Here is a 25,058-nt window from a genome sequence, read left to right on the forward strand (position 1 = left end):
ATCTCTTACCGGTGTTCACAAGCACCGGCTTTTTGCGGCCTATTTGTCTGGATTGTGAAACTAACTTTCTTACAAATTATAGCATACCCCCTCTTCTTGTGAAAGAATTTGCAAAAAGTTTTCACAAGTTAGGTTGGATTTCGGTCTGACCCCAGAATATGCTAAAATAGTGAGTATTAACTCAGTGAAACGAAAAGGAGGTTGGTTCACCGTGATACTTTTACAAGTTCAACAAGTCACCCGGCGCTTCGGAGCCAGTGTGCTCTTTGAAAACGTGAGCATGGACGTTCCCGAACACGGTCGCGTGGCCCTAGTTGGCCGTAATGGTGCGGGGAAATCCACCCTATTAAAAATGATCGCCGGCGAAACGACACCGGACGTGGGTCAAATCACCACGAAACGGGGACTGACGCTGGGCTATCAAGCTCAAAATGCCGGACTTGCATCCACTAAAACTGTCTGGAATGAAATGCTCAGCGTCTTTGCCAAGCTAATTGCCATGGAAAAACGCATGCATGAACTGGAAGCTCAGATGAGTGATCCCAACGTTACCGCTGACCAAGAACAATTTGCCCAGGTCTCCAGTAGCTACGATCAACTCCAACAAGACTTCAGCGATCAGAACGGTTACGGTTATCAGGCCGAGATTCGCGGCGTGCTTCACGGATTTGAATTCGATGAAGACTACTATGATAAACCAATCAATGAACTTTCCGGTGGCCAACGAACTCAGTTGGCACTGGCTAAACTGTTGCTGGAACGACCTGATCTCCTCATCTTAGACGAACCCACCAATCATTTGGACGTCGAGACCTTAACCTGGTTGGAAGGTTACCTGCAGGGTTACCCGGGCGCTATTCTCGTCGTTTCCCATGACCGGTACTTCCTCGATCATGTGGTCAATGACGTCTACGATATGGCCCACGGTGGACTGGATCACTATCCTGGGAACTATTCCCACTACATCGCCGCTAAGGCCGAGCGCTTGCGGCTATCCTGGAAGGAATATGACAAGCAACAGGCCGAGATCAGTAAGCTTGAAGACTTTGTGAACAAAAACATTGTCCGGGCTTCGACTACCAAACGGGCTCAAGCTCGTCGGAAACAATTGGAAAAGATGGACAAACTTGATCGGCCGGAGGGGGATGACAAGGCCGCACGCTTCAGTTTCACCCCTCGTCGTCAGAGTGGCAACGTAGTCCTCGACGTTGTGAATGGCGCCGTTGGCTATGACGATCAAGTCCTAGCCGCTCCCGTCACCCTCGATATCAAGAAACATCAGTCGGTGGCCATCGTCGGTCCCAATGGCATTGGGAAGTCGACCCTACTCAAAACAATTCTGGGCCGTATCCCCGCCATTCAAGGTCAGATTATCTTTGGTACCGGGGTGGATACGGGGTACTACGACCAAGACCAAGCCACGCTACACGATAAGAAATCGGTTCTTCACGAGTTGTGGGATGACCATCCGACCACCCCTGAGGGCGATATTCGGTCGATCCTGGGTAGTTTTCTCTTTACCGGATCCGACGTCGACAAGAGTGTCCACAGCCTGAGTGGTGGCGAACGGGCTCGCCTGCTGTTAACCAAACTGGCCCTGCAGCATGACAACTTTCTCATGCTAGACGAACCCACCAACCACTTGGACATCGACAGCCGAGAAGTCTTAGAAACCGCGTTAAATGAGTTTGACGGAACCATCCTATTTGTTTCTCATGACCGTTACTTTATTAACCAGGTGGCCACCCAAGTCGTGGAACTGAGTCCTGAGGGCACCACGCGTTACCTGGGGAACTATGACTACTACGTCTCTAAGAAGGCTGAGCAGGACGCCTATGCGGCTAAGGAGGCCGAAGAGGCTGAAGCCGCTCATCCAACGGTGACTAGCCCCAAACAAACCCAAGTGGACTATCAGGCCCAGAAGGACCAAGCCAAGGCCAAACGTAAGTTAAGCCGCCAGGTCACGGCTCTGGAAGACCAAATGGCCGACCTCGAGCAACAGAAGACGGCTATCGAAACCGAAATGAGCCAAGAAGAAAACTTTAACGATGCTGGTAAGCTGGGCGAGCTTCAAGCCCAACTCACAACCATTACCGCGCAACTCAGCGAGACCGAAGATTCCTGGACCGAAAAGAGTCTGGAATTGGAAGAATTTGCTGATTAATGCTGAAATAGCAAGGGCGGCGTACCAACCTCACATTAGTGAAGTTGATACGCCGCCCTTTTTCAATTAGTCTAATTTTAATGTCGTGACGGTAAATCCCGTATAGTCCGCTTCTAAGAACTGGGCTAGCCGCATGAACTGCGTGGTTAATTGGTCGTGGTCAAACGGCCCCCAACTGTCCACGTTGAAATGAATCTGTCCCTTACTCAGGTGATAAGTCCATTTACCCACAACCGCCCCGTTAGCCATGATTGGCGCCCGGAGAATGCCGTTCTTCGACCACAACTGGTGCTGAACAGCTGGGGTAGCGAACCACGTCTTCTCCCGATAACCGGTCATGGCGGCACTGAAGCTAGCAGCAATCACGGTCGTCTGGGCGTAGCAATCGTTCAACTTCTGGAGGGTAGCCGGTGCGATTGGATCAAGCGTCCATAACTGCTCTTCTCCCACCTGAACGGGTGTGAGTTCCGGGATGACCCGTTGCCAAGCCGGCCGAACCTGACTAATCTTGATCCCCGACCATTTGATAAAATCAGCCAAGGTGGCTGGACCGAAGCCCCGGAGGTAACGTCGAATTAAGTCGGCCGTGGCCCTCGACTGATCCAAAAGTTCCGTTGTTTGAGGCGCGACAAGTTGCCAATCCTGATGGGTTGCTGCCGGCAGCATCTGCAGCCGTCCCTGCGCCGTCAAAACCTGTAACACGGCATAATCAAAGTTCTGTGGCCGCGCAGCATACCAGGAAAATTTTGCTGACAAGTGATCGGTATACGCCGCTCGATTCAGTGGCTCCGCGGTCCGTAATAACTGATCAATCTCGTGGGCCGCTACTCTGACGTGATCCTCGGCTCCTAAGAAATAGGCTTTGGGTAAGCGCTCATGTTGCCGAGCCGAAACGACCAACTGTAGATCAGCTGGCGTCAGTAGATGAATGGTCCAGCGTTGCGCCCAGGAACGTACGATTCCCTTTTCTCGATAAAAGGCCAACAATTCCGAACGAGTAACGCCCGTTTGTAAGGCAACATTAAGTGCCGCGGCTCGTTGATTTTGTGCCTGAAAACCCACATGACGCAAAAAGGCCGTCTCCAGATCGGCTTGCGCTGTAAACACCCCCTGTCGGAACAGACGGTAGGTAAACAATTCGGCTCGATTCATGAGACGTCCTCCTCGATTAAAGTTATTTATTTAGCAGAATCTGCCGCCCAGTCGAATTCAAGGCTAGGATCGGCGTTCAATGTGGCATCAGCAAAAACACCGTGCTGGTAGGCCACGTAAGCAAAGGCCCCGATCATGGCAGCGTTGTCCCCACATAACTTCAGGGGAGCCTTAACCAGATGGGTAACCGGGTTATGAGCCAAGTCTCGTTCCAACCGTTCACGTAGGCCTTGGTTGGCAGCGACACCCCCGGCTAAGATCAGTTGTTTAACGGGGTAGTCAGCCAAGGCATGTTGCGTCTTTTCAGCCAACACATCCACGACCGCCTGCTGGAAGCTGGCAGAGAGATCTTGCTTACTCAGCGTCTCGCCAATCTGATCGGCGTGGTGAGTCGTATTGATGAAGGCACTCTTCAATCCACTGAAACTAAAGTCGAGGTTGTCATCCTTCTCCATGGCCCGGGGAAACTTGAACGTGTCATGCCCCTCATGGGCCCATTGATCGACAGTCTTACCGGCTGGGTAGTTGACTCCCATCACGCGGCCAACCTTATCGTAGGCCTCACCGGCAGCGTCGTCTCGCGTTTCACCAATAATCTCAAACTGATTTTCGGCGGGCATGTAAACCAATTCGGTATGGCCACCGGAGACCAGCAAAGCCATGGCCGGAAATTCAATGGGTTCCACGTAGCGTGCAGCATAGATATGCCCCGCCATGTGATTAATGGGAATCAATGGCAGGCTGTGGGCAAAAGCCACCGTCTTGGCCGCTGTGACGCCAATCAATAACGCCCCCACTAACCCTGGACCGTAAGTAACGGCCACGGCATCCAGGTCATCATACCCAACCTGTGCCTCTTGCAAGGCATCCTTGATGCAGATCGTAATTTCTTCGATGTGGTGCCGACTAGCAACTTCGGGAACCACGCCACCAAATCGTTGGTGACTCTTAATTTGAGTTGCCACGACATTTGACAGAATCTTGTGGCCATCCTCGATGACTGCCACACTCGTCTCGTCACAACTCGATTCAAACGCTAAAATTAAAGTTCGCTTTTCCGTTGGACTCACTCCCTCTTCATGCCTGAAACCATAAAAAACGGGTGGCTGTGCGCCATCCCGTTACGCCTCACGCGACTCCTCTTCAGCTGTCGGTAGGTATAACACCATATCCGCAGCATCTTCGTGATCGCCAAAGTAATAGCCCCGCTTGACCCCGGTCTGTTCAAAGTTCAGATCCCGGTACAGACGTTGCGCACTCTTATTCGATACCCGAACTTCCAGGCTCACTGTCTGATAGTTCAGCTTCTTAGCCTTTTTAATCATGATGCTCAGGAGAAACCGTCCCAAACCGTGAGCCTGAAATTCAGGCAATACCGCGATATTGGTAATATGGGCATCCCGTTCGTGTTCATCGAAGGTACTCCCGATAAAGGCCAGTAACCGATCGTTCTTTCGAATAACCAGGTAGAGACGATCCTTCTCGCGACGCAACTCATTGGCAAAGGCCGTTGAATCCCATGGTGCTTGACCAGCGTACACGGCGCGTTCGATTTCAATCATTTCGGGGATATCGGTGAACAGTGCCTTGGCCACAAAGTACGTTTCATCGCGAATTTCCACGCGGTGATTCTTCACGTCCATGGCTTCCTCGCGCACGAGTTCTCGCCGACTTCCAAATATATTTTTATACCAACTCTTAAATTTTTTCAACATATGATCCGGTATCCTCTTCTGGGTTCTTGGCACGCCATTCGGCTTCAGCCTGCGTCAGTCGTAGATAGTTCGGCACAAATTGATCAACGTCTTTGACGGGCGTCTCGTGACGACCCAACAGCCCAATCGTTGCGGCCTGGGGTAAGTTCATCCAGGTAGACACGGTCGGCGTTGCGGCCGAGATCGTGGTGTCAATCAGCTCGGTGAAGTGACTGGCATCGCCTAAGAACCAAACGGGTTCACCGTATTCGTTAATGGCTTCTAAATACGCCGTCACATTCGTGTGGGCATCCGCAATCACGGGAACGGGGACGCCGCCCTTGATGCGATACAGACCGGCAAAAACGTTTTGGTTACGCGCGTCGAACAAAGGCGCTACTAGGGCCCCTTCGACTGGGACGTTAGCGGCCAAGGTTGCCAGACTGGAGACCGCCACCAACTCGATATCGAGCGTAGCGGCCAACGTCTTAGCGGTCGTCACGGCAATTCGAATTCCCGTATAGGAACCCGGTCCTGCGGCTACAACCACTCGGTCAAGATCGGTTGGTTTGAGTTCCGCCATGGCGAGGAGTCGTTCAATTTCTGGTAATAAGTACTCGGCGTGCTTCTGGTGAACGGTCACCGTGATGGCGGCCAGCACGTTCGCGTCATCCAGCACGGCCACACTCAGCGGTCGGTTAGACGTATCAATTGCTAAAATCTTCATGTTTATTTAGGGTCCCCTTTGATGTGTTTGGTTATACCGGTACCCGCACTCATGGAATGAGACGGCAAAAGCGGCGGCTGGTTAACGGCCACCGCTTCATCTTGGCTACCCAGTTACGGTTTCTAAATGACTGTTCATATCAGTTAACTATACTACCACAAAGATCCGCTGAGGGCACCTTCTCCGCTTGATCGTTAGAATTTTATCGATCTTGCCAGTCAATGGCCGCCTGTACGGCCACCGTCTCTCCGACCTTCACCTCATGGGTTGTCGTGTGATCACTAGGAGCCACGGCAGTGCTCAGGACTTGATGGCCATACTGAACTTCATTTTCAAAACGAATGCGAATATCAGTTGCCTGGTGTTGGCGCAACCAATCCGCAGGTAAGGTGTCTAACATCCAATCGAAGTAGTGGGCGTTATTGACGTGCCCATTGCCATCGATGTCAAAGTAACGGACCGTGTAAGGCTTCAATTGAGCCGACAGGCTGTGGTCCAAACGACCAGGCCGCGGCAAACGCGGAATCCGGCTAACCAGTTCACTATCGTAAGGCGCCATTAACGCCGTAGGAATAGTCGCGATCTTTCGTGTGGCGTAACTCATCGTCACCCAAATACCCTCGCCATAGGCAAGCTGTTTGCCAGTCTGATCAACCAACCAGTATTCACGATAGGCGAAGTAACGATTGTAAGCGGTCGCCCGCGTCTTCACTGTCACGGTCTCATTGACCTCTGGGAGTCGATCGATTTGAATATGGTACTGCGTGACGACCCAGCCGACGCCCAGCTCATGAACCCGTTCGGTGGTCCAGCCCAAGGCGTCACTCTGATCCTCAGACACCAGAACAAAAAGGTTAATTAACATGGCAACGGTCAGATGACTAGTGTCATCGCCTTCATAGTAGACGACACGGTGTTCTTCGCTAAATTGTTGTGCGGCCACGCGGGTCACTCCTTATCTAGATGATGATAGGTCCGGTAGACCTCTTGCTTCTTCAACCCACGTAGGTTGGCAACTTCCTTGATGGCAGCATTTGGCTTGTCACCGGCGGCAATTAACCGGTCGACTTGTACCTCGACGGGTTCACTCAAGTCGACAGCTTCCGTGGCAGCCATCGTGGGGGCGGGATTACCCCCGACGAGAACGACAAATTCTCCCCGGACGGTATCCGTGGCGGCCCAATCGGCTAATTCCTGCAGACTACCCCGTAGAAATTCTTCATACCGCTTCGTCAGCTCCCGGCACAGCACGGCCGGTCTGTCGGCCCCCATCCCATCGGCCAGATTCTGTAAGGTCTTCTTCAGACGATGTGGCGCTTCGTAAAAGATCAGCGTTTCCTCACGTTGGGATAATCCCTCAATTTCGGCGCGTTGATCCTTGGGTTTCCGATCCAGAAACCCATAAAAGTAGAAAGGTTGCGGGGCTAATCCCGAGGCAATCAAGGCCGTTAAACCGGCATTAGCCCCGGGAAGTGGCGCGACTGGAATGTGCGCGTCAATACAGGCATTGACCAGTTCGTGCCCGGGGTCCGAAATTGAAGGCATCCCCGCGTCACTCACCTGAGCAATCTGCATTCCCGCTTGGAGTTTCGCAATCAGTTGCGGAATCCGCTCCTGGGTGTTGTGCTCATGGAAACTGATCTGCTTCGTAGTAATTTCAAAATGATTTAAGAGTTTCTGGGTGTTACGCGTATCCTCGGCGGCAATGAGATCGACGTCTTGTAACGTTTTAACGGCGCGAAAGGTCATGTCGTCCAGATTTCCAATTGGTGTTGGCACCAGGTACAAACGGCCGCTGGGTGCGGTCTTAAAACTTCGTTGACGTTCCATGTGGTGCGAACCTCCTACTGGTCACGATAGATAACTTCTAGACAAAAAGCACATTCCTCATCCTGTTTCCGACGAGTTCCATAGAACTCCCGGCAGACGTGGAAGCCTTCCTCATACAACTTTTCAAGAATCTGACGCGATTTCGACAGTCCTTGTTGGGTTTCGGGATCCTGTGGTAACGTCCGCTGCAATTCACGAACCAGGTCACGGAGATGCTGATTTTCAATCCCTAATTCCGCGTTCTGTTCGAAGACCTTTGTCATCTCCGTTTGCAGGTCGGTGAATTGGACGAGCATCTCCTGCAACTGATCTTCTAAGCTCTTAAACTGATCGTAAATTTCTTGTTTTTCCAAGTTGCGACCCCTCCAATTCTGACAAATTTATCGGGGAATTTGCCCCAATATTTTTAAGGTTAATGCCTCAAGGATTCCTTGAAAGTTCAGGTTACCGGCCAACTGACCCCGCGTTGCTAACGTCAAGGTGAGAATGGTCACCAGTTGGTCCACCGACAAACGTTGTGCGAGTTGCTGACTCACCTTGGCGACCTGTGGAAAAGCTAGGTGATCATCGGTCACGGCCTGTGTCTGTTGCCGCAACACGTCATGCCAGGCTTGGACCGCCATATCGAGCACGAGCCCTTGCTGATCGCGATTATTGGCCAGAGGTACTAGTTCAGTCTGAACCCGAACAAAGGCGCGTTCATCCCCGGCAGCACAGGCTTCGAGCCAATGTCCGACACTCTGTTGAGCCGTCTTGAGCCAATCATTTTCGATCAGCTTCTGGGCGGTGGCGACGCTCTCAGTCAACGTGGACAAAAGATAACGTTGACTGGGAACAACCCCCGCTTTACCTAGTTCATCGGTCAATGCGGCTGGCGCGACCCGTAGTAAATCCACAATCTGGGTCCGCGATAGAATTGTCGGCAGGATCAGATTTTTATTGGCCGTCAGGAGTAGTGCTACCGTATTACCCACGGGTTCCTCAATGAATTTCAAGAGGCTGTTGGCAGCCCCAGTCGTCATCCGATCGACCTGATCGACGATGAAGATCTTCTGGTTGCCCTCAACCGCACTCTTACTGAATTCGGACTTGAGATAACGGACCTGGTCCACCTTGATCCGCTGGCCATCAGGGACCACCGTGACCACGTCGGGATGGTCCCCTGCCATGATTCGGCGGCACTCGGAACAGGTCTCACAAGGTAACCCTGCTGGCGTCACGTTCTGACAGAAGAGGCGCATGGCGATCAGGCGGGCTAAGGCCTGACGCCCGGTCCCATCGGCGCCGTTAAACAGGTAGGCGTGCGCAAGCCGCTTCTCCTGAATCAGGGTCATAAAATGCGTTAAAAGTTGTGGTTGCAAGCGTTGGACTTGGGCCACGAGACTATCTTCAGTCATGCGGGCCTCCTAAAATTGATGGAACTGATCAACCGGCATCACGAAGACCGTGGCGCCGCCGACCTGCACCTCAACTGGATAGGATGACGTGCTGTCTAACTGGGCATCGAGGTTAACCGGTGGTGTCATGAACTGCTGACGCGTATGACTAGCAGTTTTGATCATCGCTAGAACCTCGTCAACCCGGTCGTCTGCCACCCCAATCATAAAAGTGGTATTACCAGACTTCAGAAAGCCACCGGTGGTGGAGAGTCGGGTAGCCCGGATATCGTGGTCGATAAATTCATTGCTTAAACGGTTCGCGTCCTTATCTTGGACGATGGCAATCAGTAATTTCATAGTGAGAGTCCTCCCTTAACCACCGGTTAAAAGTAGCGCGGTGCAGTTTGCTTAATCAAGGTCAACGCCTGGTCAACCACCTTAGCGGGTGCCTGAGTGGCGTCGATAAGTTTAATCCGATCTGGGTCGGCCGCTTGTAGTCGCAGATAGGCGGCACGCACGCGATCGTGGAAGGCCGTCTTCTCGACATCGAGGCGGTCAACCTGATCGGCTTGCCGGTGGGCTTGAATCCGTCGCAGACCCACCTCGGCTGGTACGTCAAAGTAGATCGTCAGGTCAGGCAACAGGCCATCCGTGGCAAAGTGATTCATCTCCGCCACGGCATTCTCACCGATCTGGCGGCCCGCTCCCTGATACGCAATAGAGCTATCCACGTAACGGTCACAGAGGACCAATTGGTCGGCCGCTAACGCCGGTAAAATTGTCTGAGCTAAGTGTTGACGCCGTGCTGCCGCATACAGCAAGGCCTCGGTGCGATAATCCATGGCAGTATTCGCTCGGTCTAAAATGATGGATCGAATACTTTCGGAGATTGGATTGCCACCTGGTTCTCTGGTGATCACCAATTGGTCACCCAATCCGTCCATAATCCGGGCGGTAATAGCACGCAGAGCACTGGTTTTCCCAGCACCATCCGGGCCTTCAAAGCTGATAAAAGTTCCTGACAAGATACTCGACCCCATTTTTTATTGATAGTTACATTGTACTTGAATTCAGAATTGATGTCTATTTGCAACGGGTCCTTCTCGGGGTGACCGATCAAATCACACGCTGGTCAACTAAGCCACAAAAAAACGGGCCATTATGCTGCAACCAGCCGCCTGCCCGTCCCTTCTACTGCCACTAGTCCCGAAAGACTGCGGCGGAAATTTGTTTACCTTTAACCTGACGCCGACGGGCTTCGCGGTACAAGAACAGATAGGTTTGCCGAGCGAGAGCGGTATTGGCCGTCATCTCGTTATCGGCATCGGCAATGGCCTCTTCCGTCTGTTTCGCGTGATCCCACCGATCCTTAGCGTCATCGATGGTCACTAGGAGCTGATCATCATACGCAGCTTTTAACCGGGGTAATTGGCGTTTCTTTCTTCCAAACATCTGTGGGCCTCCTACATCTCTGTTCGGCCTTCAACGGCCTTAAACAGGGTCATTTCGTCAGCATATTCGATGTCACTCCCCACTGATAGACCGTGGGCTAGACGCGTCACCTTGATCCCGGCTGGTTTGATCAACCGGGACAGGTACATCGCCGTGGCTTCCCCTTCGGGCGTGGCATTAGTGGCAATAATAACTTCTTTAATAGAAGGATTCTTCTGTAAACGGTTGATCAGACTGGCAATGTTCAGATCTTCCGGGCCCTTGCCCTCGATGGGTGACATGACCCCTTGTAAGACGTGATATAAGCCGTGATATTCCTTCATTTTTTCCATCACCATGATGTCCTTGGCCTGTTCGACCACCAAGACGTGGCTCTGGTCACGCGTCTTGTCCGTACAGATGACACAGGGATCACTCTCGGTGATATTGCCACAGATCGAGCAAAAGTGCAGGTCACGTTTAGCCGCGACCAGCGCCTTTGAAAACGCCGTGACGTCATCCTCTGCCATATCAATCGTGAAGAAAGCTAACCGGGTCGCCGACTTCTGGCCAATTCCGGGAAGCTTCATGTAACTGTCGATCAACTGAGCAATAGGTTCTGGGTACTGCATAGTCACAACGTCCTTTCTTGGTTACATCCCAGGGATATTTAACCCTTGGGTGTATTTACCCATTGTCTGTTGGGTACTTTCATCAACCTTGGCGATGGCTTCGTTAACGGCAGCCAAGACCAGGTCAGCTAACATATCGGGGTCATCGGGGTCGATGGCTTCTGGCTTGATCTTCAGATCCGTCATTTTCCGGTCACCCGTAAAGGTTGCCTGAACCAGGTCGTCTGGTGACGTGCCAGTGAAGGATTGGGCATTCAAATTCGCTTGGTCCTCCGCCATTTTCTTTTGCATTTGTCGCATCTGTTTCATCATGTTCCCCATATTACCCATGTTCCGCATCTTAATCATCCTTTCGAGATTTAATCTTGCTTGATATCGACAATTGATTTACCGAAGAGTTCTTCAGCCTTGGTCACCACCGGGTTTTCGGCGGGCTTTTCCGGCTGCTGGTCTTCGGGTGAATTCGCCTGGAGCTGTGCCTTGTGGGCGGCTAAGTAGCTCTTACGAATCCGCGGCCACTGGTCCTTGGGTACGAAGACGACGGGTAACGCCGTCCCAATCATCCGGTCCAGTCCGTTCTCCAAGGCATCCGTGAGTTCCCGATCCAGGGTTGCTCGCTGGAAGAAAAAGGAGAAGTCGAAGGCCACGATAACCCCCGAATCAGCCGCCGCAACCGGTTGGGAAGCCTTCATAACCGCACGCTGCGCAACATTTAAGCTGTTCAGAATGTCGGGCCAAACCTCTTGTAGTTGGTTGAGTTTCTCCCGCGTGGCGGTTCCCAACACAGGATTAATCTTGGCCAGATTAACTTCCTGCTTGACCGATGGCTTAACTCGCGGTGTGCTGGTTGCGGCCTTGGCAGGTTGTCCTGCGGGGGCTTGTTCCAGTTGTTTAACCGCCGAACGTAACTGCTGAATCTCACGTTGTAGGTCGGCCATCCCCGGCTGATCAGCACTCGCTGGTGTCGTAGCGGCCGGCTGTGCAGCTGACGTGGTCGCCACGGGTGCTTGCCCCTTCTGATGACCAATCTCAGCTAGTTTAATCGTGAGAATTTCAAGGTAAACGTCTGGATGCGTCGTGAAACGCATCTGCTGTTGAATTGAATTTAATTCATTAATCATGGCGTACATGGTCTGCGCCGACGTAGCCGCGGCCAACTGTTGAAAGGCCTCACTGACGCTCCCCATTTCGGCCTCCTCGACCATCTTAGGCGCCTGTTGATACAACAGGAGGTCCCGGGTGTACCCAATGATATCTTCGGTAAACCGCTCGGCATCTTTCCCGGCCTCTAGGACCGACTGTAAGCTCGCTAAGCCCGCTTTAGTGTCACCAGCAATGACCTGCTGAACATAGGTCGCTAGCAGCTCGTGTGTCACGCTCCCGGTCACCAGGAGGGCATTGTCCAGGGTAATCTCATTATCACCGAAGGATAGCGCCTGATCCAAAATACTCAGGGCATCTCGCATCCCCCCTTCGGCGGCCTTGGCAATCACTTTAATGGCCTGGTCGTCGTAGGTGACGTTCTTTTGCTTTAAAATATAAATCATTCGTTGGTAACTGTCGTTGGCCGCGATACGTTTGAAATCAAACCGTTGCGTCCGTGAGATAATCGTCGCCGGAATCTTGTGAGGTTCCGTCGTCGCCAAAATAAAAATCACGTTAGCCGGTGGTTCCTCCAAGGTTTTCAGCAAGGCATTAAAAGCCCCAGTAGACAGCATGTGAACTTCATCAATGATGTAGACCTTATAGTCGGCCACCGTTGGCGCATACTTCACCTTGTCACGGATATCTCGAATCTCTTCAACCCCATTGTTAGAGGCCGCATCGATCTCGATCACGTCATTCAGCGTACCGTCTGTGATGGCCTTGCAGGTCTCACATTCGTTGCAGGGCTCGCCATCTACTTGATGATGACAGTTGATCGCCTTAGCAAAGATCTTAGCTGCCGAAGTCTTCCCGGTTCCCCGTGGTCCTGCGAAGAGGTAAGCGTGGCTGATTTGATTGGTTGTGATGGCATTCTTAAGCGTGCGGGTAATGACCTCTTGCCCAATCATGTCGTCGAACCGTTGCGGGCGCCAGACCCGATAAAGTGCTTGATAAGCCATGCAATCCGTCCCTTTCTTCAGGAAAATCCGTTAAATTCGCTGTTCATAATTATAGCCTTTTTACCTGCTTGCTGTCACGGGTTGTTGGCTCAGATTTACGGTAAATTAATCTCTAATCCCAGTCAATTCCAACGCCAACGGCCGGACTAACGGGACTTCCTGTAGCCGTTTTGACCGCAAATATTTTTATCCATGAAAAAACTCCCAGTCATCGACTAGGAGTTTGAATTAGCTCATAAACTTGGAGCACAAAGCGGCGCAAACTTAGTGCTGCTTCCTTCCGGACCTGACACAATTCGTAAGGTCACCCTTGCTCCAAGGCCTTTACGGCAATACTCAGTGTATCATGAACCATTGGACCTGTCTAGCCACTTGTTAATTTTGTGGCATCTGAGCGGCACGGCGGGCTTTCTTAGCCGCCTTCTGACGCTTACGTGCGGCTTTAAAGAAAGTCACCATTCGTTCTCCAGCCGCCTTGGCCAGCAGCCCCTCATGAACCGTGACCACGTGATTTAGCCGGTCATCCGTGAGCGTCTGGTAGAGACTGTCGACGGCACCGGCCTTGGGATCACGAGCCCCATAAAAAACCTCAGGAATCCGAGCGTTGACGATTGCCCCACTGCACATCAGACAGGGTTCAATCGTGACGTAGAGTTGGCAATCGTTGAGCCGCCAACTCTTAAGCGTCGCACAGGCTTCCTCAATGGCACGAACCTCGGCATGCAGTGTGGCATCATTCCCGTGTTCGCGTAGGTTGTGTCCCCGACCGACAATCTGGCCATCATGGACGATCACGGCGCCAATCGGCACCTCACCAATCAAGGCCGCCTGGTCCGCTTCAAACAAGGCTTCTTCCATATATAAACGCTGATGAGGTGAATAGGACGTTTCGCGCATCCAATCCCTCCTTTCGACAGCAATCGATTAGCGCAACGTACTTTCTAGAATATAGTACCCTTTGTCTTTTTTAATGATTTCGCAGTTACCAAACGTTGCCGCCATATTTTTCTCAGCGGACGGGGCCCCCTGCTTCTTTTGTAAGACGACGGTCAACGTACCACCTGGCAGAAGATGATCCTTCGCCTGAGTGAGCATCGCCGTCACGACGTCCTTACCGGCACGTACCGGTGGATTTGTCACGATCGCCGCGTACTGTTCCGTAACGTCACTATAGATATCAGAGGTCTTAATCGTCACGTTCTCAATTTGATTGGCCGTGGCATTTTGCCGGGCTAATTGTAAGGCCAACTCATTAACGTCGACCATCGTAATTTCACGATCTGGCCACTTCTTAGCCAAGGCCAAGCCGATCGGACCGTAGCCCGTTCCCAAGTCCAACCACGCACCAGCCGGTGTCTTCTCGGCATTAAATGCCTCGAGAAGCACACGTGAACCGTAGTCCACCCGGTTCTTTGAAAAGACACCGTTGTCGGTGGTAAACAACAATTCGTTGCCTAGCAACGTGTAGGGCCAGTGATGTTCTTCGTGTAAAACGTCTGGATTTTGTGTATAATAATGATTAGTCAAACTTTCCACCACCTTCAGTGCCTATTTTACCTTACATGTTTGGTGGAAACCAAGAAAAATAAAAAATAAGTCCAGGAGCACCATATTTAGTGGTTATTGTATGATCCAACTACTAAATGTGGTGCTTTTTTTGATTGAATTTTTCAATATCTGGTGTACACTTAACTCATTGATATTTAAATTTAAGGGATGTGGCAACAATGAAAGTAACAGTTTACTCCAAGAACAACTGCATGCAATGCAAGATGACGAAGCGTTTCCTCAGCGAACACAACGTGGAATTTGAGGAACACAACATCACGCAAAACCCAGAATACGTTTCCTACTTAAAGGACCACGGTTTCCAAGCGGTTCCAGTTGTGGAAGCACCTGGCGTACCAGCCTTTTACGGCTTCCGGCCAGACCAATTGACGAAAATTGCGGGCTAATTAAAGTTAGACACAAACCCGTCTCGGCGACGTCGTGTTTGTTCACGGTGGCGCCATTTTTTATTTGGCTTTAGATGATCCATTTTTAATGAAGGAAGAGATGATTAGGATGAGCTTAAAAGACTTAGGTAATGTGACTTACTATGATTTAAACAATGAAATTAACATCCCCGTCGACGGACAGATCCCGCTTAACAAGGATCAGGAAGCTCTCCACGCCTTCCTCAAGGAAAACGTCGACCCCAATACCAAGCGCTTCGCTTCTCTGCGTGACCGCTTCGACTTCTTAATCAACAACAACTACATCGAGGCGAAGGTCATTAACCAGTACCCCTTCGCGTTCGTCGAGGACCTCTACGCCTATCTTAAGGATCAAGACTTCCACTTCAAGTCCTTCATGGCGGCCTACAAGTTCTATGCGCAGTACGCCTTGAAGACCGACGACAATGACTATTACTTGGAAAACTTCATTGATCGGGTTGCAATGAACGCACTGGACTTCGCCGAGGGCGACCAACAACTGGCCCACGACTTAGCCGATGAAATCATCCACCAACGTTACCAACCCGCCACGCCTAGCTTTCTCAGTGCCGGCCGCGCTCGTCGGGGAGAACTGGTCTCTTGCTTCTTAATCCAATCCACCGATGATATGAACACCATCGGCCGGACGATTAACTCCGCTCTGCAACTCTCACGTATCGGTGGTGGGGTCGGGATCAGCCTGTCCAATCTCCGGGGTGCGGGCGATCCCATCAAGCACATCGACGGCGCGGCTTCCGGGGTCGTTCCCGTCATGAAGCTACTCGAAGACAGCTTCTCTTATTCTAACCAACTGGGTCAACGACAGGGAGCCGGTGTGGTCTACCTGAGCGTTTTCCATCCCGACATCGTGGCCTTTCTGAGTGCTAAAAAGGAAAACGCCGACGAAAAGATTCGCTTGAAGACCCTCTCACTTGGCGTCACCGTTCCCGACAAGTTCTATGAACTCTGCGAACAGGATGCCGATATGTACCTCTTCAGTCCTTACGACGTCGAACGCATCTATGGCAAACCATTTTCCTACGTCGACATCACCACCGAATACGACAACATGGTCGCCAATCCCGATATTCGCAAGAAGAAACTGAAGGCGCGTGAACTGGAAACCGAAATCGGCAAGCTCCAACAGGAATCTGGCTACCCTTACATCGTTAACATTGACACGGCTAACCGGGAAAGTCCGATCGACGGCCGCATCGTCATGAGTAACCTCTGTTCCGAAATCATGCAGGTTCAAACGCCTTCTCGCGTCAACAACAAGCAAGACTACGACGTATTGGGCACCGATATTTCATGTAACCTTGGTTCCACCAACATCGTCAATCTGATGACCTCACCCGACTTCGGCCACTCCGTCGAAACCATGGTTCGGGCCCTCACCTTCGTGACGGATCACTCCGACATCGACGTTGTTCCTTCTATTCAAAAGGGAAACCGCCTCGGTCATACCATTGGTCTGGGGGCCATGGGTCTGCACAGTTACTTTGCCAAAAACCAAATGATGTACGGATCCAAGGACAGTATTGCCTTTACTAGCGTGTACTTCATGCTGCTAAACTACTGGACGTTGAAGGCTTCAAACGAAATCGCTAAGGAACGTCACGAAACGTTCCACAACTTCGACAAGAGTACTTACGCTAACGGCACTTACTTCGACCGCTACACCGAAAAGGACTGGCGGCCAACGTCGGCCAAGGTTCAAGACCTCTTTGCTAATGTCTGGCTCCCTTCACCTGAGGACTGGGCGGAACTCAAGACGGCCGTCATGCAAGATGGTCTCTACCACCAAAACCGGATGGCAGTTGCACCAAACGGGTCCATCTCTTACATTAACGACACCACGGCCAGCCTTCACCCCATCATCAATCGGATTGAAGAACGTCAAGAAAAGAAGATTGGAAAGATTTACTACCCAGCGCCATACCTCAGCAACGACACCATGCCTTACTACAAGTCGGCCTACGATACCGACATGCGGCGGGTGATCGATGTCTACGCTGCCGCTCAAAAACACGTGGATCAAGGAATGAGCCTGACGCTCTTCATGCGTTCCACCTTGCCAGAAGGCCTCTACGAATGGAAGAACGGCCGGACAGACAAGATGACCACGCGGGACCTGAGTATTCTGCGGAACTACGCACATCGCAAGGGGATCAAGTCGATCTATTACGTGCGGACCTTCACTGACGACAATGGTGAAGTCGGCGCTAACCAATGTGAAAGCTGTGTTATCTAGTTTTAAACTTAAAGTCCTCTAAAACGAGGACTTTTTGACTGCGGATCTATGGTAAGATGGCCACAGATACCGACTCTGACACACGGAAAAGGAGTGGTCACACAATGGCAAGAATTGAAAATTATAACGCAATTAACTGGAACGCGGTTTCAGACGAAATCGACAAGGCAACCTGGGAAAAACTCACCGAACAATTTTGGTTAGATACCCGAATTCCGGTCTCCAATGACTTGGATGACTGGCGGACACTGGATAGCGACCATCAATGGGTCGTGGGTCACGTTTTCGGGGGGTTAACGCTGTTAGACACCCTGCAGTCCCAAGATGGGATGGCCGCTCTGAGAAGAGACGTCCGGACGCCTCACGAGACCGCTGTCTTAAACAATATTCAATTCATGGAATCCGTCCATGCGAAGAGTTACTCCACGATTTTCTCCACGTTGAATACGCCGGATGAGATCGATGAAATCTTCCAATGGAGTGATTCCGAAGAGTTCCTCCAGAACAAGACCAAGCGGATTTATGACCTGTACCACGATGACGAGCATCCCTTAAAGAAGAAGATCTCCAGTGTCTTTCTGGAAACATTCTTGTTCTACTCCGGATTCTTTACCCCACTCTACTACTTAGGCCACAATAAGTTGCCTAACGTAGCGGAAATCATCAAGCTGATTCTCCGGGATGAATCCGTCCACGGAACCTACATTGGTTACAAGTTCCAACTTGGCATGAAAGAACTCACCGACAACGAGCAACAACAAATGAAGGACTGGATGTATGACTTCCTTTATAAGCTGTACGCCAACGAGGAAAAGTACACGCACTTGATGTACGACCAAGTAGGCTGGACGGAACAAGTCCTCACCTTCATCCGTTACAATGCCAATAAGGCCCTAATGAACTTGGGCCAAGATCCCCTCTTCCCCGACACGGCCGAAGACGTGAACCCTATTGTCATGAACGGGATCTCCACGTCCACTGCTAACCATGACTTCTTCTCCCAAGTTGGGAATGGTTATCTGTTGGGTAACGTTGAAGCCATGAACGACAGTGACTACAACATCGGAGAACCCGATGATCCAGAGGATCCTCGCAAATAATCTTTAACGCAAAGAAAAACGGGCATTCACCGCAACCAACCTAACAGTTGATCGCAGTGAATGCCCGTTTTTTTTCGTATACAAATTTGACAAGAGAAGAGAGGCCATGCCTGCGGCACAACTTCTCAATACTTCTGATACCTTATTCTTATTCCGTCACTTGTTTCTGATTAGTTTCTAACGTCGTATCCGTGATGTTGTGGCGTTTGATGTAACGCACGACGGTAACAGCACTGAAACCAAAGACCACCGTACAGCCCACCATAATCCACAATAACAGACTGGCAGAAACGCTCATCAGAGTTGGCGTTGCCAAGGCAAAGATCGCCGTGACTACCCGCACGAGACCGTATGAGAACCCGGTCATCGTAGCTCGCATGTTGACGGGATAGAGTGTCTGACTCCAAATCTTGTAGAGGGCTTCCCCACAGAGAACCGTACTTCCAGAATAGAAGATGTAAACCACCGTGAAGACTTGCCACTTACTACTGAAGAGCCCGGCAACCACGAAGGAAACCAGAGCCACCGCAATCCCCACGTACATTGCTGGATAACGGTACTTCGAGTCGGAAATTTTCAGATAAATCACATTAATCAATAAACAGAACAGGTTTGCCACTAGTGCAGTCCCCGTGGAGAACATCTGGCTCCGGCCATCGACCGTAACCAAGAAGTAGTTCACGAATGACCCCCAGGTGTTAGCTGGCAGGTTCCAGAATAGGTAGAACACCGTGAGCAAGATGAACGGAACTAATGCCCCACTCGTCTTCAAGAAGGCCCCTAATTTGACCTTCTTTTCCGGTGCGTCATCTCCCTCATCCGATTGAACGGACGAAGCCAAATTGGCTTCAATATCCTTGAACTTACCGGAGAAGACCCGCACGGACCAATTTAATAGCGCCACCAAGGCAATCCAACCGAACAGAGCCATAATGCTCCCCATCCCCGAGTTGGCGGTAATAAACCCGATGAACTGCGAGAGGATAATCCCGACCGTCCAGAAGATCTGCGTAGCGGAAATGGCTCGCCCGTAGGTTTTCTTGTTCATTCGTTCGGAAACCACGGCCAGTGAAGTTGGCAGGTCCGCCCCGGAGGCTAACCCGGCAATGAATACCCCAACAACCAGCAAGGGCAGGTTGCCAGCAAACGCTACGATCGCCGATCCTACGAAGACGAAGAAGATGTCCACGTTGAAGACCGTAACCCGGCCAAATTTATCGGATAACCAACCGCCGGCGAAGGACCCAATGGCCACCGCCACCGTCAGCATGGTACTCAGGAACCCAATCGTCCAACTGTTCAGTCCCAGGTACTTGGCCCAGATGGGTAAAGCAACCCCGAGGCTGACCAACAAGGCGGCATCCAGATATGACGCAATTCCCGCGATAAAAATCAGGAGCTTACTCTCTCTACTGAGCGTCACTTTCTCGTTTGGCATTCTTCAGGCCTCCCTTAATAAGATACTTTTGAATCAAGTAGACCGGCGTGCAACTCCAGGCGTGGCAGTAACTGTTGAGCAGTGGACTGCCATACGGTGAGTAGTCTTGCTGATTTGGATCATAAGCTTCCCAGTAAGTGTCGGCACCCAGCGTAATCATGCCACCCCAGTAGTGTTTCATGAGGGAAATGGCCTCGTCGGTTAACCCGGCCTCGAACAGGGCCTCCGTGATATGGTGATACATGTAGGGGGTCGCAATTCCCGTGACTGGGAAGAGCTGGGCCACCGTCTTTTGCATAATGGCCTGGTTCGTGGCATCATCCATGACATGTGCCAAGACCATCCAGGCCTGACTAGCAATGTTGACCTCACGCTTAGGTCCCGAGACGAAGAGCCCCTGGTCGGCATCAAATAACTTAGTCTGAGCAAAGTTAAGCAACTGATCTAATGCGGCTTGGTAACGGTCAACCTGATCGTCTCCGGCCTGATGAGCCAACTGGATGAATTGCCGCAAGGCGTAGATCATCACGGTCTGTCCGGCTGTCGTCTTGTCGAAATCATTGGACCAGTCGACAAAGACCGGATAGTCATCCGACAATTGGAGTTGTCCCTGGTCGTCAACCTTGGCTAAGGCAACGTCCATTTGCTTCTTGGCAACGGGATAGAGATCCGTTAACAACTGTTCATCCTTGTCGTAATTTTCGTAATCACTGAGAATTGAAATGAAGAACAGACTGTAGTCGAAGAGGAACGTGTCATCTGGCACATCCTTGGGCTGCGTGAAGACATTGGCCACTACGCGACCATCCTCGGCGGGCATGGCGCCGAACAGATACAGGCAGCGCTTGATAATGTCGGTGTTTCCAAACGTGGCGTAGTCCGCTAACGCCTGCAACCGCAAGTCCCCAATCCATAACCGCCGATCCCGCTTAGGACCATCCTCGAAGACTTCTTGCATACAGTCTTCCAAGGTCTTTAAGCCCACCTGGTAGATCCGCTTCAACATTGGATCGGCCAGTTCGGGAACCGTCACCTGACGTGCATCCACTGAAGACTGAGTGATCACTTGCGGCTGATCGAAGACGACTTGCCACTTTGGTGAGGTATCGAGGACGGTAATTTCGACGTAACGAAAACTATAGCGCCGTGGTAAGTCGATCATGGCTGGTAACTGATCCAAGTGAATGGTTTCTTCTTGAATCCAGGATTTGCTGAGCCAGCCATCATAGTCGGCACTGCTATAACTCAATTCTACCGGCATTTCAGCGAACCGAATCCGACAAAACAGTGGCGCATCCATAGGTGACCCCGTGGCCGTGGCCTTAATACTGAACTTGCCAACGCAGTGTTCGCCAAAATCCAGAATAATCTGGCCATCGCGTTTCAACGGCTGATTAACCAGATCCGAAACATCTGCGACCTTCTTGACACCATACCCCCCTAATAATTTAGGTTGGCGGTCCAACGCGACGAGAGCCGTCGGCGTCACGACATGGTGCTTGAGGGTTGGCTTGAACCCTTGCGATTTGGCCAATAAGGCGTCGTCGTGTTTGAATTTAACTTCATCGTTTACTTGAAATGTAAAAGCCATTTTGTCACTCTCTTTCTAGCAAGTTCTCTTTAGAAGTCGTGAATGTTGTGCTTTCTCTGAAGCCGCATCATGGTAACCCCGGAAATGAAACTGATTAAGATAATCCCGGCGAACCCAAACATGGTGTACTTGATCATGCCTGGAACCACTAAGGCAGGCGTTACAATGGCAAACAACCCACATAACATCCGTGAGAAACCGTTGATAAACCCTTGAACACCGGCACGAACTTCGACTGGGAAGGATTCTTGCGTCCAAACCTTGTACATTGCTTCACCGGCGATACTGTTCCCGATGTTGTACAACCCAATGGCGATAACGATTGGCCATAAAGCGTGGCTACTCAACGCTAAACCAAGCATAGCGGCGAATTGAACAATCGCCCCAACAATAAAGAATTTGTTCCGGTACTTGCCCCCAGAAACGGAAGCAAAAGCCATGGTAGAGAATAAGGAAATAAAGTTTAAGATAACCCCAGCACCAGTCGCGAAACTTTGACTAGCATTGGCCTGAACCAACGTAAACGTTTGGAATTGACCGAAGGTGTTGGCCAATAAGTTCCAGCAAATGTAGAAGATAAAGATCCCGAAGAAGAAGCCCATGTACTTGCCTCGATTTGACCCGGCAAAGACCGACTTGATCGAAACTTTTTCGGTAACATTGGCTGCTTTTTCGTGGTCGAGTCGCCGTTGTTCCCCTTGTTCATGGAACGTCTTAAACTTGCTAGAGAATGTCCGCCATGCCCAAGTAATGAGAGCAAATGCTGCTAATAATGTAAAGACAAGGCGTGCACCGGTAGCGCCGGCCATCCGTGAAACCACGAAGGCCCCAACGTAGGAACTGAAGACCCCGATTTGCCAGAAGATTTGTGTCGATGACACTAACTCGTTTGACGTCTTTTCATTTGGCGAATCATGAGAAATCACGGTTAAACTAATTGGTAAGTCAGCCCCGGAAGCAAATCCGGTCACGATAACCCCAATCAGTAACATAGGGAAACCCGTAGCGGCCACACAAATCAACGCCCCTAAAGCGTAGAACAAGTTAAGGGAGTTAAATGATCGAATCAACCCGAAGGCCTTGGTAATCTGCCCAGCTAATAAGGAACCGAAGGCAATCGCGAAGGTTAACGCCCCCGAAATAAACCCAACCTGTGCATTGGTTAGATTCAGCCCGGCTTGCCAAACGGTAATTGTGGCTGATAACCCAACAATAATTCCTGAACCTAAAATAGAACCAATCCCCGCGGCGATCGCAAGTGGTCTATATTTACTGAACTCCGATTTTTGAACTTCACCATTATTCATGTTCATGAACCTCCTTCTGTTTATACCCCAATTGTAAGCGCTTAAATCAGTGGCAACAATATCTCCAGCCCAGCTCCTTGATTGCAAAATCACAGGTAAAAATTGTATAATTTAATAAATTGGTTTACCTGTAGGAGGTCACAATATGGCATCACGTGTCTTGAGTCAGCTACTCTTTCGCTTAAATCGGGTAGAGCGTTACCAAAAGAAAACGGGCCAGAATTTCAATTACGATAACTTGGACTTTATTCATCATCCGATTCCACGAATGCCCCAATTCGAATTCTTTCAGGAATCTAATATTGCGATTACCAAAAACAATCGCTTCTCTTATACCCCTGCCCACACGCATGACTTCATTGAATTTAACTACATGTACTCCGGCTCCTGTACCCAGTACATCAACGACGAACCCATCGTTCTTCGCCAACATCAACTTCTAGTTATGGACCGCGATGTAGTCCAGCGGATCGACTACGCCGGTCAGAAAGATGTCATCATTAACATTCTGCTTCGAGATACCGATGACTTTGCCGAATCTGCCGGTTACGTCCAGAACTCGGCGGATACCGTTTCCCAATTCCTGTATAATGCCGCCAAACAAGATTCACCTCACAATAATTTCATCATCTTCGACCTCAGTAAGAATGAAGTCGCCACAAAGCTCCTAGAGAGCCTCGCCATCAAGGGACTTGAGGACACGGCCAACCGGAATGAACTCTTACGGCTCATCTTCGCGGTGCTCATGGTGGAATTACCAGGGACTATTCGCCGCCGTAGCATCAGCTACACCAACCCTGCCAACGATGAATTTCTGCCAATTCTACGGGCTATCAGTGCCGAATACCAGACGGTGTCGCTCGGTGAGCTAGCGACTCGTTTCGGCTACAATACCAACTACCTCGGCGATAAGATTCGTGAGATGACTGGCAAGAGCTTCAAGGAACTCATTGATCGCCGCCGTTTAGCTGCCGCGCAAAATCTGATGATTCGAACCAGCTGTAGTGCCGCCGAAATCTGTGACATTGTCGGCTACAAGAACAACTCCTCACTCTTCCGACTCTTCAAGAAATACCTCGACACAACCCCTTCGGCTTACAAGGCCAAGGTCAGTCATCAACGCCTGATTACCCAGCCTCAGTTACCTGAAGTCCGGGGCCACGAAGGCCGCACTCCCCAGAACTAAATTATCTCTTGTCACCCTGACTCACTTGGCGTACTATCGACTAAACAGCACCTAAATTGGGTCGCTTAACAATCACGGTGCATGACACCGGCGTTGCCATGCGCTTGTTTTATAATGATGTCGACTACCAATAGATGAGGGGATCAGATTATGCCAAAAATTAAAAATGTTTGTGTTTTCTGCGGATCAAATCACGGATACGACCCGACCTTTCTGGAACAGACCAATGCCTTAGGCCAGTACTTAGCCCGTCATGACCATCCCGTGGTCTATGGCGGTGGTAAAGAGGGCTTGATGGGCGCCATTGCCAGATCCACGATGGACGCTGGCGGCGAAGTCATCGGCATCATCCCGACCTTTCTGAGCGAAATGGGTTTAGCCGAAACGCAGATTACAACCTTATTGGAAACGGCCACAATGGACGAGCGCAAGGACGAAATGCTCCGGCAAGCCGACGCCTTTATCGTGCTCCCTGGTGGCTTTGGTACTTTCGAAGAATTCACGACAATGCTCTCCTGGAGCCAAATTAACGTCCACCAGAAGCCGATCGCCCTCTTCAACATCAACCACTACTACGACGAACTCGTCGCCATGATGGTGAAGTGCTGTGATGCCGGCTTCGCCCCGAAGGAAAACCTGGACCTGTTCATTAACGCCAGCTCAATTGCTGAGATTTTCGATGGGTTTGCAAACTTTCACCACCAGTTACCTTACAAATACACGAACTAATTTGCTGGGAGTCCTTGATTGGGCTCCTTTTTTGTTACCTCTTCTGTAGGAAGACCGTTCTGCGGCTGCGATCCACTCCGGCTGATCGAAAGCGTCATATTCGGGATCTGTTCTGACGCATGCACCTTATAAATTTTTTCTGAGAGCATTTCACTATTCCCTAAGTCTGATCTAACCCCCATTGGATACCACCTATTTCTGAATTTACAAGTGTGACCGTGGTTTTCAAATGAAAATGACGGCCTTTTACCGCAAGTTTTGACTGTAGCTGTTCGGAACGCAAAAAGAGGCTGTGACATAAGTCTCCAAAATGAAAGCTGGTTGAGAGGAATCTTCGGATTTCTCCCGACCAGCTTTTTGGTA

At 50.8% G+C, this 25,058-nt stretch carries 26 protein-coding genes and 1 other RNA gene; 6 read left to right on the forward strand and 21 right to left on the reverse strand.

What is annotated here, in order from left to right:
- The first annotated feature begins 211 nt into the window (after positions 1 to 211).
- Entirely contained in the window at positions 212 to 2,164 is a 1,953-nt protein-coding gene (locus tag EKM70_RS01230) for an ABC-F family ATP-binding cassette domain-containing protein (protein ID WP_125544493.1), read from the forward strand.
- 66 nt (positions 2,165 to 2,230) lie between these two features.
- On the opposite strand, the gene EKM70_RS01235 is transcribed toward EKM70_RS01230, so the two are convergent.
- From EKM70_RS01235 to EKM70_RS01315, 17 genes are all read right to left on the reverse strand, one after another.
- Positions 2,231 to 3,316 (reverse strand): DNA glycosylase AlkZ-like family protein, encoded by a 1,086-nt coding sequence (locus EKM70_RS01235; protein WP_125544495.1) that lies wholly within the window; start codon positions 3,314 to 3,316, stop codon positions 2,231 to 2,233.
- Between the two features lie 26 nt (positions 3,317 to 3,342).
- Positions 3,343 to 4,386, reverse strand: coding sequence for a tRNA (adenosine(37)-N6)-threonylcarbamoyltransferase complex transferase subunit TsaD (tsaD, locus tag EKM70_RS01240; RefSeq protein ID WP_125544497.1), 1,044 nt, complete (start codon positions 4,384 to 4,386; stop codon positions 3,343 to 3,345).
- Between the two features lie 51 nt (positions 4,387 to 4,437).
- Entirely contained in the window at positions 4,438 to 5,031 is a 594-nt protein-coding gene (rimI, locus tag EKM70_RS01245; RefSeq protein WP_125544499.1) for a ribosomal protein S18-alanine N-acetyltransferase, read from the reverse strand.
- Entirely contained in the window at positions 5,015 to 5,737 is a 723-nt protein-coding gene (gene tsaB / locus EKM70_RS01250; RefSeq protein ID WP_125544501.1) for a tRNA (adenosine(37)-N6)-threonylcarbamoyltransferase complex dimerization subunit type 1 TsaB, read from the reverse strand. Before tsaB ends, rimI begins: the two co-directional genes overlap by 17 nt.
- A gap of 202 nt (positions 5,738 to 5,939) precedes the next feature.
- Positions 5,940 to 6,680 (reverse strand): acyl-[acyl-carrier-protein] thioesterase, encoded by a 741-nt coding sequence (locus tag EKM70_RS01255; RefSeq protein WP_125544503.1) that lies wholly within the window; start codon positions 6,678 to 6,680, stop codon positions 5,940 to 5,942.
- A 5-nt stretch (positions 6,681 to 6,685) separates the two neighbouring features.
- Entirely contained in the window at positions 6,686 to 7,567 is an 882-nt protein-coding gene (gene rsmI / locus EKM70_RS01260; RefSeq protein WP_125544505.1) for a 16S rRNA (cytidine(1402)-2'-O)-methyltransferase, read from the reverse strand.
- A 14-nt stretch (positions 7,568 to 7,581) separates the two neighbouring features.
- Positions 7,582 to 7,920 (reverse strand): DNA replication initiation control protein YabA, encoded by a 339-nt coding sequence (locus EKM70_RS01265; protein ID WP_057877825.1) that lies wholly within the window; start codon positions 7,918 to 7,920, stop codon positions 7,582 to 7,584.
- Positions 7,921 to 7,947: 27 nt separating this feature from the next.
- A complete protein-coding gene (gene holB / locus EKM70_RS01270; RefSeq protein ID WP_125544507.1) occupies positions 7,948 to 8,964 on the reverse strand; it encodes a DNA polymerase III subunit delta' in 1,017 nt (338 codons plus the stop codon).
- A gap of 9 nt (positions 8,965 to 8,973) precedes the next feature.
- Positions 8,974 to 9,303: a cyclic-di-AMP receptor gene (locus tag EKM70_RS01275; protein ID WP_125544509.1), complete on the reverse strand. Its 330-nt coding sequence runs from the start codon at positions 9,301 to 9,303 to the stop codon at positions 8,974 to 8,976.
- Between the two features lie 26 nt (positions 9,304 to 9,329).
- Entirely contained in the window at positions 9,330 to 9,974 is a 645-nt protein-coding gene (tmk, locus tag EKM70_RS01280) for a dTMP kinase (RefSeq protein WP_164506289.1), read from the reverse strand.
- Positions 9,975 to 10,146: 172 nt separating this feature from the next.
- Entirely contained in the window at positions 10,147 to 10,398 is a 252-nt protein-coding gene (locus tag EKM70_RS01285) for a YaaL family protein (RefSeq protein ID WP_057877829.1), read from the reverse strand.
- 11 nt (positions 10,399 to 10,409) lie between these two features.
- Positions 10,410 to 11,009, reverse strand: a complete 600-nt coding sequence (recR, locus tag EKM70_RS01290; RefSeq protein ID WP_057877830.1) for a recombination mediator RecR — start codon at positions 11,007 to 11,009, stop codon at positions 10,410 to 10,412.
- A 21-nt stretch (positions 11,010 to 11,030) separates the two neighbouring features.
- Positions 11,031 to 11,348 carry a YbaB/EbfC family nucleoid-associated protein gene (locus EKM70_RS01295; RefSeq protein WP_125544542.1) on the reverse strand — a complete coding sequence of 106 codons (318 nt, stop codon included), beginning with the start codon at positions 11,346 to 11,348 and terminating at the stop codon, positions 11,031 to 11,033.
- A gap of 20 nt (positions 11,349 to 11,368) precedes the next feature.
- Positions 11,369 to 13,114: a DNA polymerase III subunit gamma/tau gene (gene dnaX, locus EKM70_RS01300; RefSeq protein ID WP_125544513.1), complete on the reverse strand. Its 1,746-nt coding sequence runs from the start codon at positions 13,112 to 13,114 to the stop codon at positions 11,369 to 11,371.
- 235 nt (positions 13,115 to 13,349) lie between these two features.
- Positions 13,350 to 13,436, reverse strand: an RNA gene (ffs, locus tag EKM70_RS01305) — signal recognition particle sRNA small type.
- A gap of 53 nt (positions 13,437 to 13,489) precedes the next feature.
- The gene (tadA, locus tag EKM70_RS01310) at positions 13,490 to 14,011 is read right to left on the reverse strand and encodes a tRNA adenosine(34) deaminase TadA (RefSeq protein WP_125544515.1); all 522 of its coding nucleotides are present in this window, start codon (positions 14,009 to 14,011) and stop codon (positions 13,490 to 13,492) included.
- 27 nt (positions 14,012 to 14,038) lie between these two features.
- A complete protein-coding gene (locus EKM70_RS01315) occupies positions 14,039 to 14,641 on the reverse strand; it encodes a class I SAM-dependent methyltransferase (protein ID WP_125544517.1) in 603 nt (200 codons plus the stop codon).
- 200 nt (positions 14,642 to 14,841) lie between these two features.
- Here EKM70_RS01315 and nrdH point away from each other — a divergent pair, with 200 nt between their 5' ends.
- The 3 genes from nrdH to nrdF all read left to right on the forward strand — a co-directional run bounded on the left by nrdH (position 14,842) and on the right by nrdF (position 18,444).
- A complete protein-coding gene (gene nrdH / locus EKM70_RS01320) occupies positions 14,842 to 15,069 on the forward strand; it encodes a glutaredoxin-like protein NrdH (protein WP_125544519.1) in 228 nt (75 codons plus the stop codon).
- Between the two features lie 109 nt (positions 15,070 to 15,178).
- Entirely contained in the window at positions 15,179 to 17,344 is a 2,166-nt protein-coding gene (gene nrdE / locus EKM70_RS01325; RefSeq protein WP_125544521.1) for a class 1b ribonucleoside-diphosphate reductase subunit alpha, read from the forward strand.
- A 104-nt stretch (positions 17,345 to 17,448) separates the two neighbouring features.
- Positions 17,449 to 18,444: a class 1b ribonucleoside-diphosphate reductase subunit beta gene (nrdF, locus tag EKM70_RS01330; protein WP_125544523.1), complete on the forward strand. Its 996-nt coding sequence runs from the start codon at positions 17,449 to 17,451 to the stop codon at positions 18,442 to 18,444.
- Positions 18,445 to 18,592: 148 nt separating this feature from the next.
- On the opposite strand, the gene EKM70_RS01335 is transcribed toward nrdF, so the two are convergent.
- Genes EKM70_RS01335 through EKM70_RS01345 form a run of 3 tightly spaced genes read right to left on the reverse strand, consistent with a single transcriptional unit; the run spans position 18,593 to position 22,780 of the window.
- Positions 18,593 to 19,882 (reverse strand): MFS transporter, encoded by a 1,290-nt coding sequence (locus EKM70_RS01335; protein WP_125544525.1) that lies wholly within the window; start codon positions 19,880 to 19,882, stop codon positions 18,593 to 18,595.
- Complete coding sequence (locus EKM70_RS01340) at positions 19,854 to 21,473, reverse strand: alpha-L-rhamnosidase-related protein (protein WP_125544527.1); 1,620 nt, start codon at positions 21,471 to 21,473, stop codon at positions 19,854 to 19,856. Before EKM70_RS01340 ends, EKM70_RS01335 begins: the two co-directional genes overlap by 29 nt.
- 29 nt (positions 21,474 to 21,502) lie before the next feature.
- Positions 21,503 to 22,780, reverse strand: a complete 1,278-nt coding sequence (locus tag EKM70_RS01345; RefSeq protein ID WP_125544529.1) for an MFS transporter — start codon at positions 22,778 to 22,780, stop codon at positions 21,503 to 21,505.
- Positions 22,781 to 22,925: 145 nt separating this feature from the next.
- On the opposite strand from EKM70_RS01345, the gene EKM70_RS01350 reads away from it, so the two are divergent.
- Both EKM70_RS01350 and EKM70_RS01355 read left to right on the forward strand, forming a co-directional pair.
- Entirely contained in the window at positions 22,926 to 23,966 is a 1,041-nt protein-coding gene (locus tag EKM70_RS01350; RefSeq protein ID WP_125544531.1) for an AraC family transcriptional regulator, read from the forward strand.
- 150 nt (positions 23,967 to 24,116) lie between these two features.
- Positions 24,117 to 24,695 carry an LOG family protein gene (locus EKM70_RS01355; protein ID WP_125544533.1) on the forward strand — a complete coding sequence of 193 codons (579 nt, stop codon included), beginning with the start codon at positions 24,117 to 24,119 and terminating at the stop codon, positions 24,693 to 24,695.
- 160 nt (positions 24,696 to 24,855) lie between these two features.
- Here EKM70_RS01355 and EKM70_RS11465 read toward each other — a convergent pair.
- Positions 24,856 to 25,058 (reverse strand): hypothetical protein (locus tag EKM70_RS11465; RefSeq protein ID WP_225416352.1); only part of this gene is annotated, 203 nt, incomplete at its 5' end.

It is taken from the genome of Levilactobacillus lindianensis, from assembly GCF_003946095.1.
Lineage (GTDB): Bacteria > Bacillota > Bacilli > Lactobacillales > Lactobacillaceae > Levilactobacillus > Levilactobacillus lindianensis.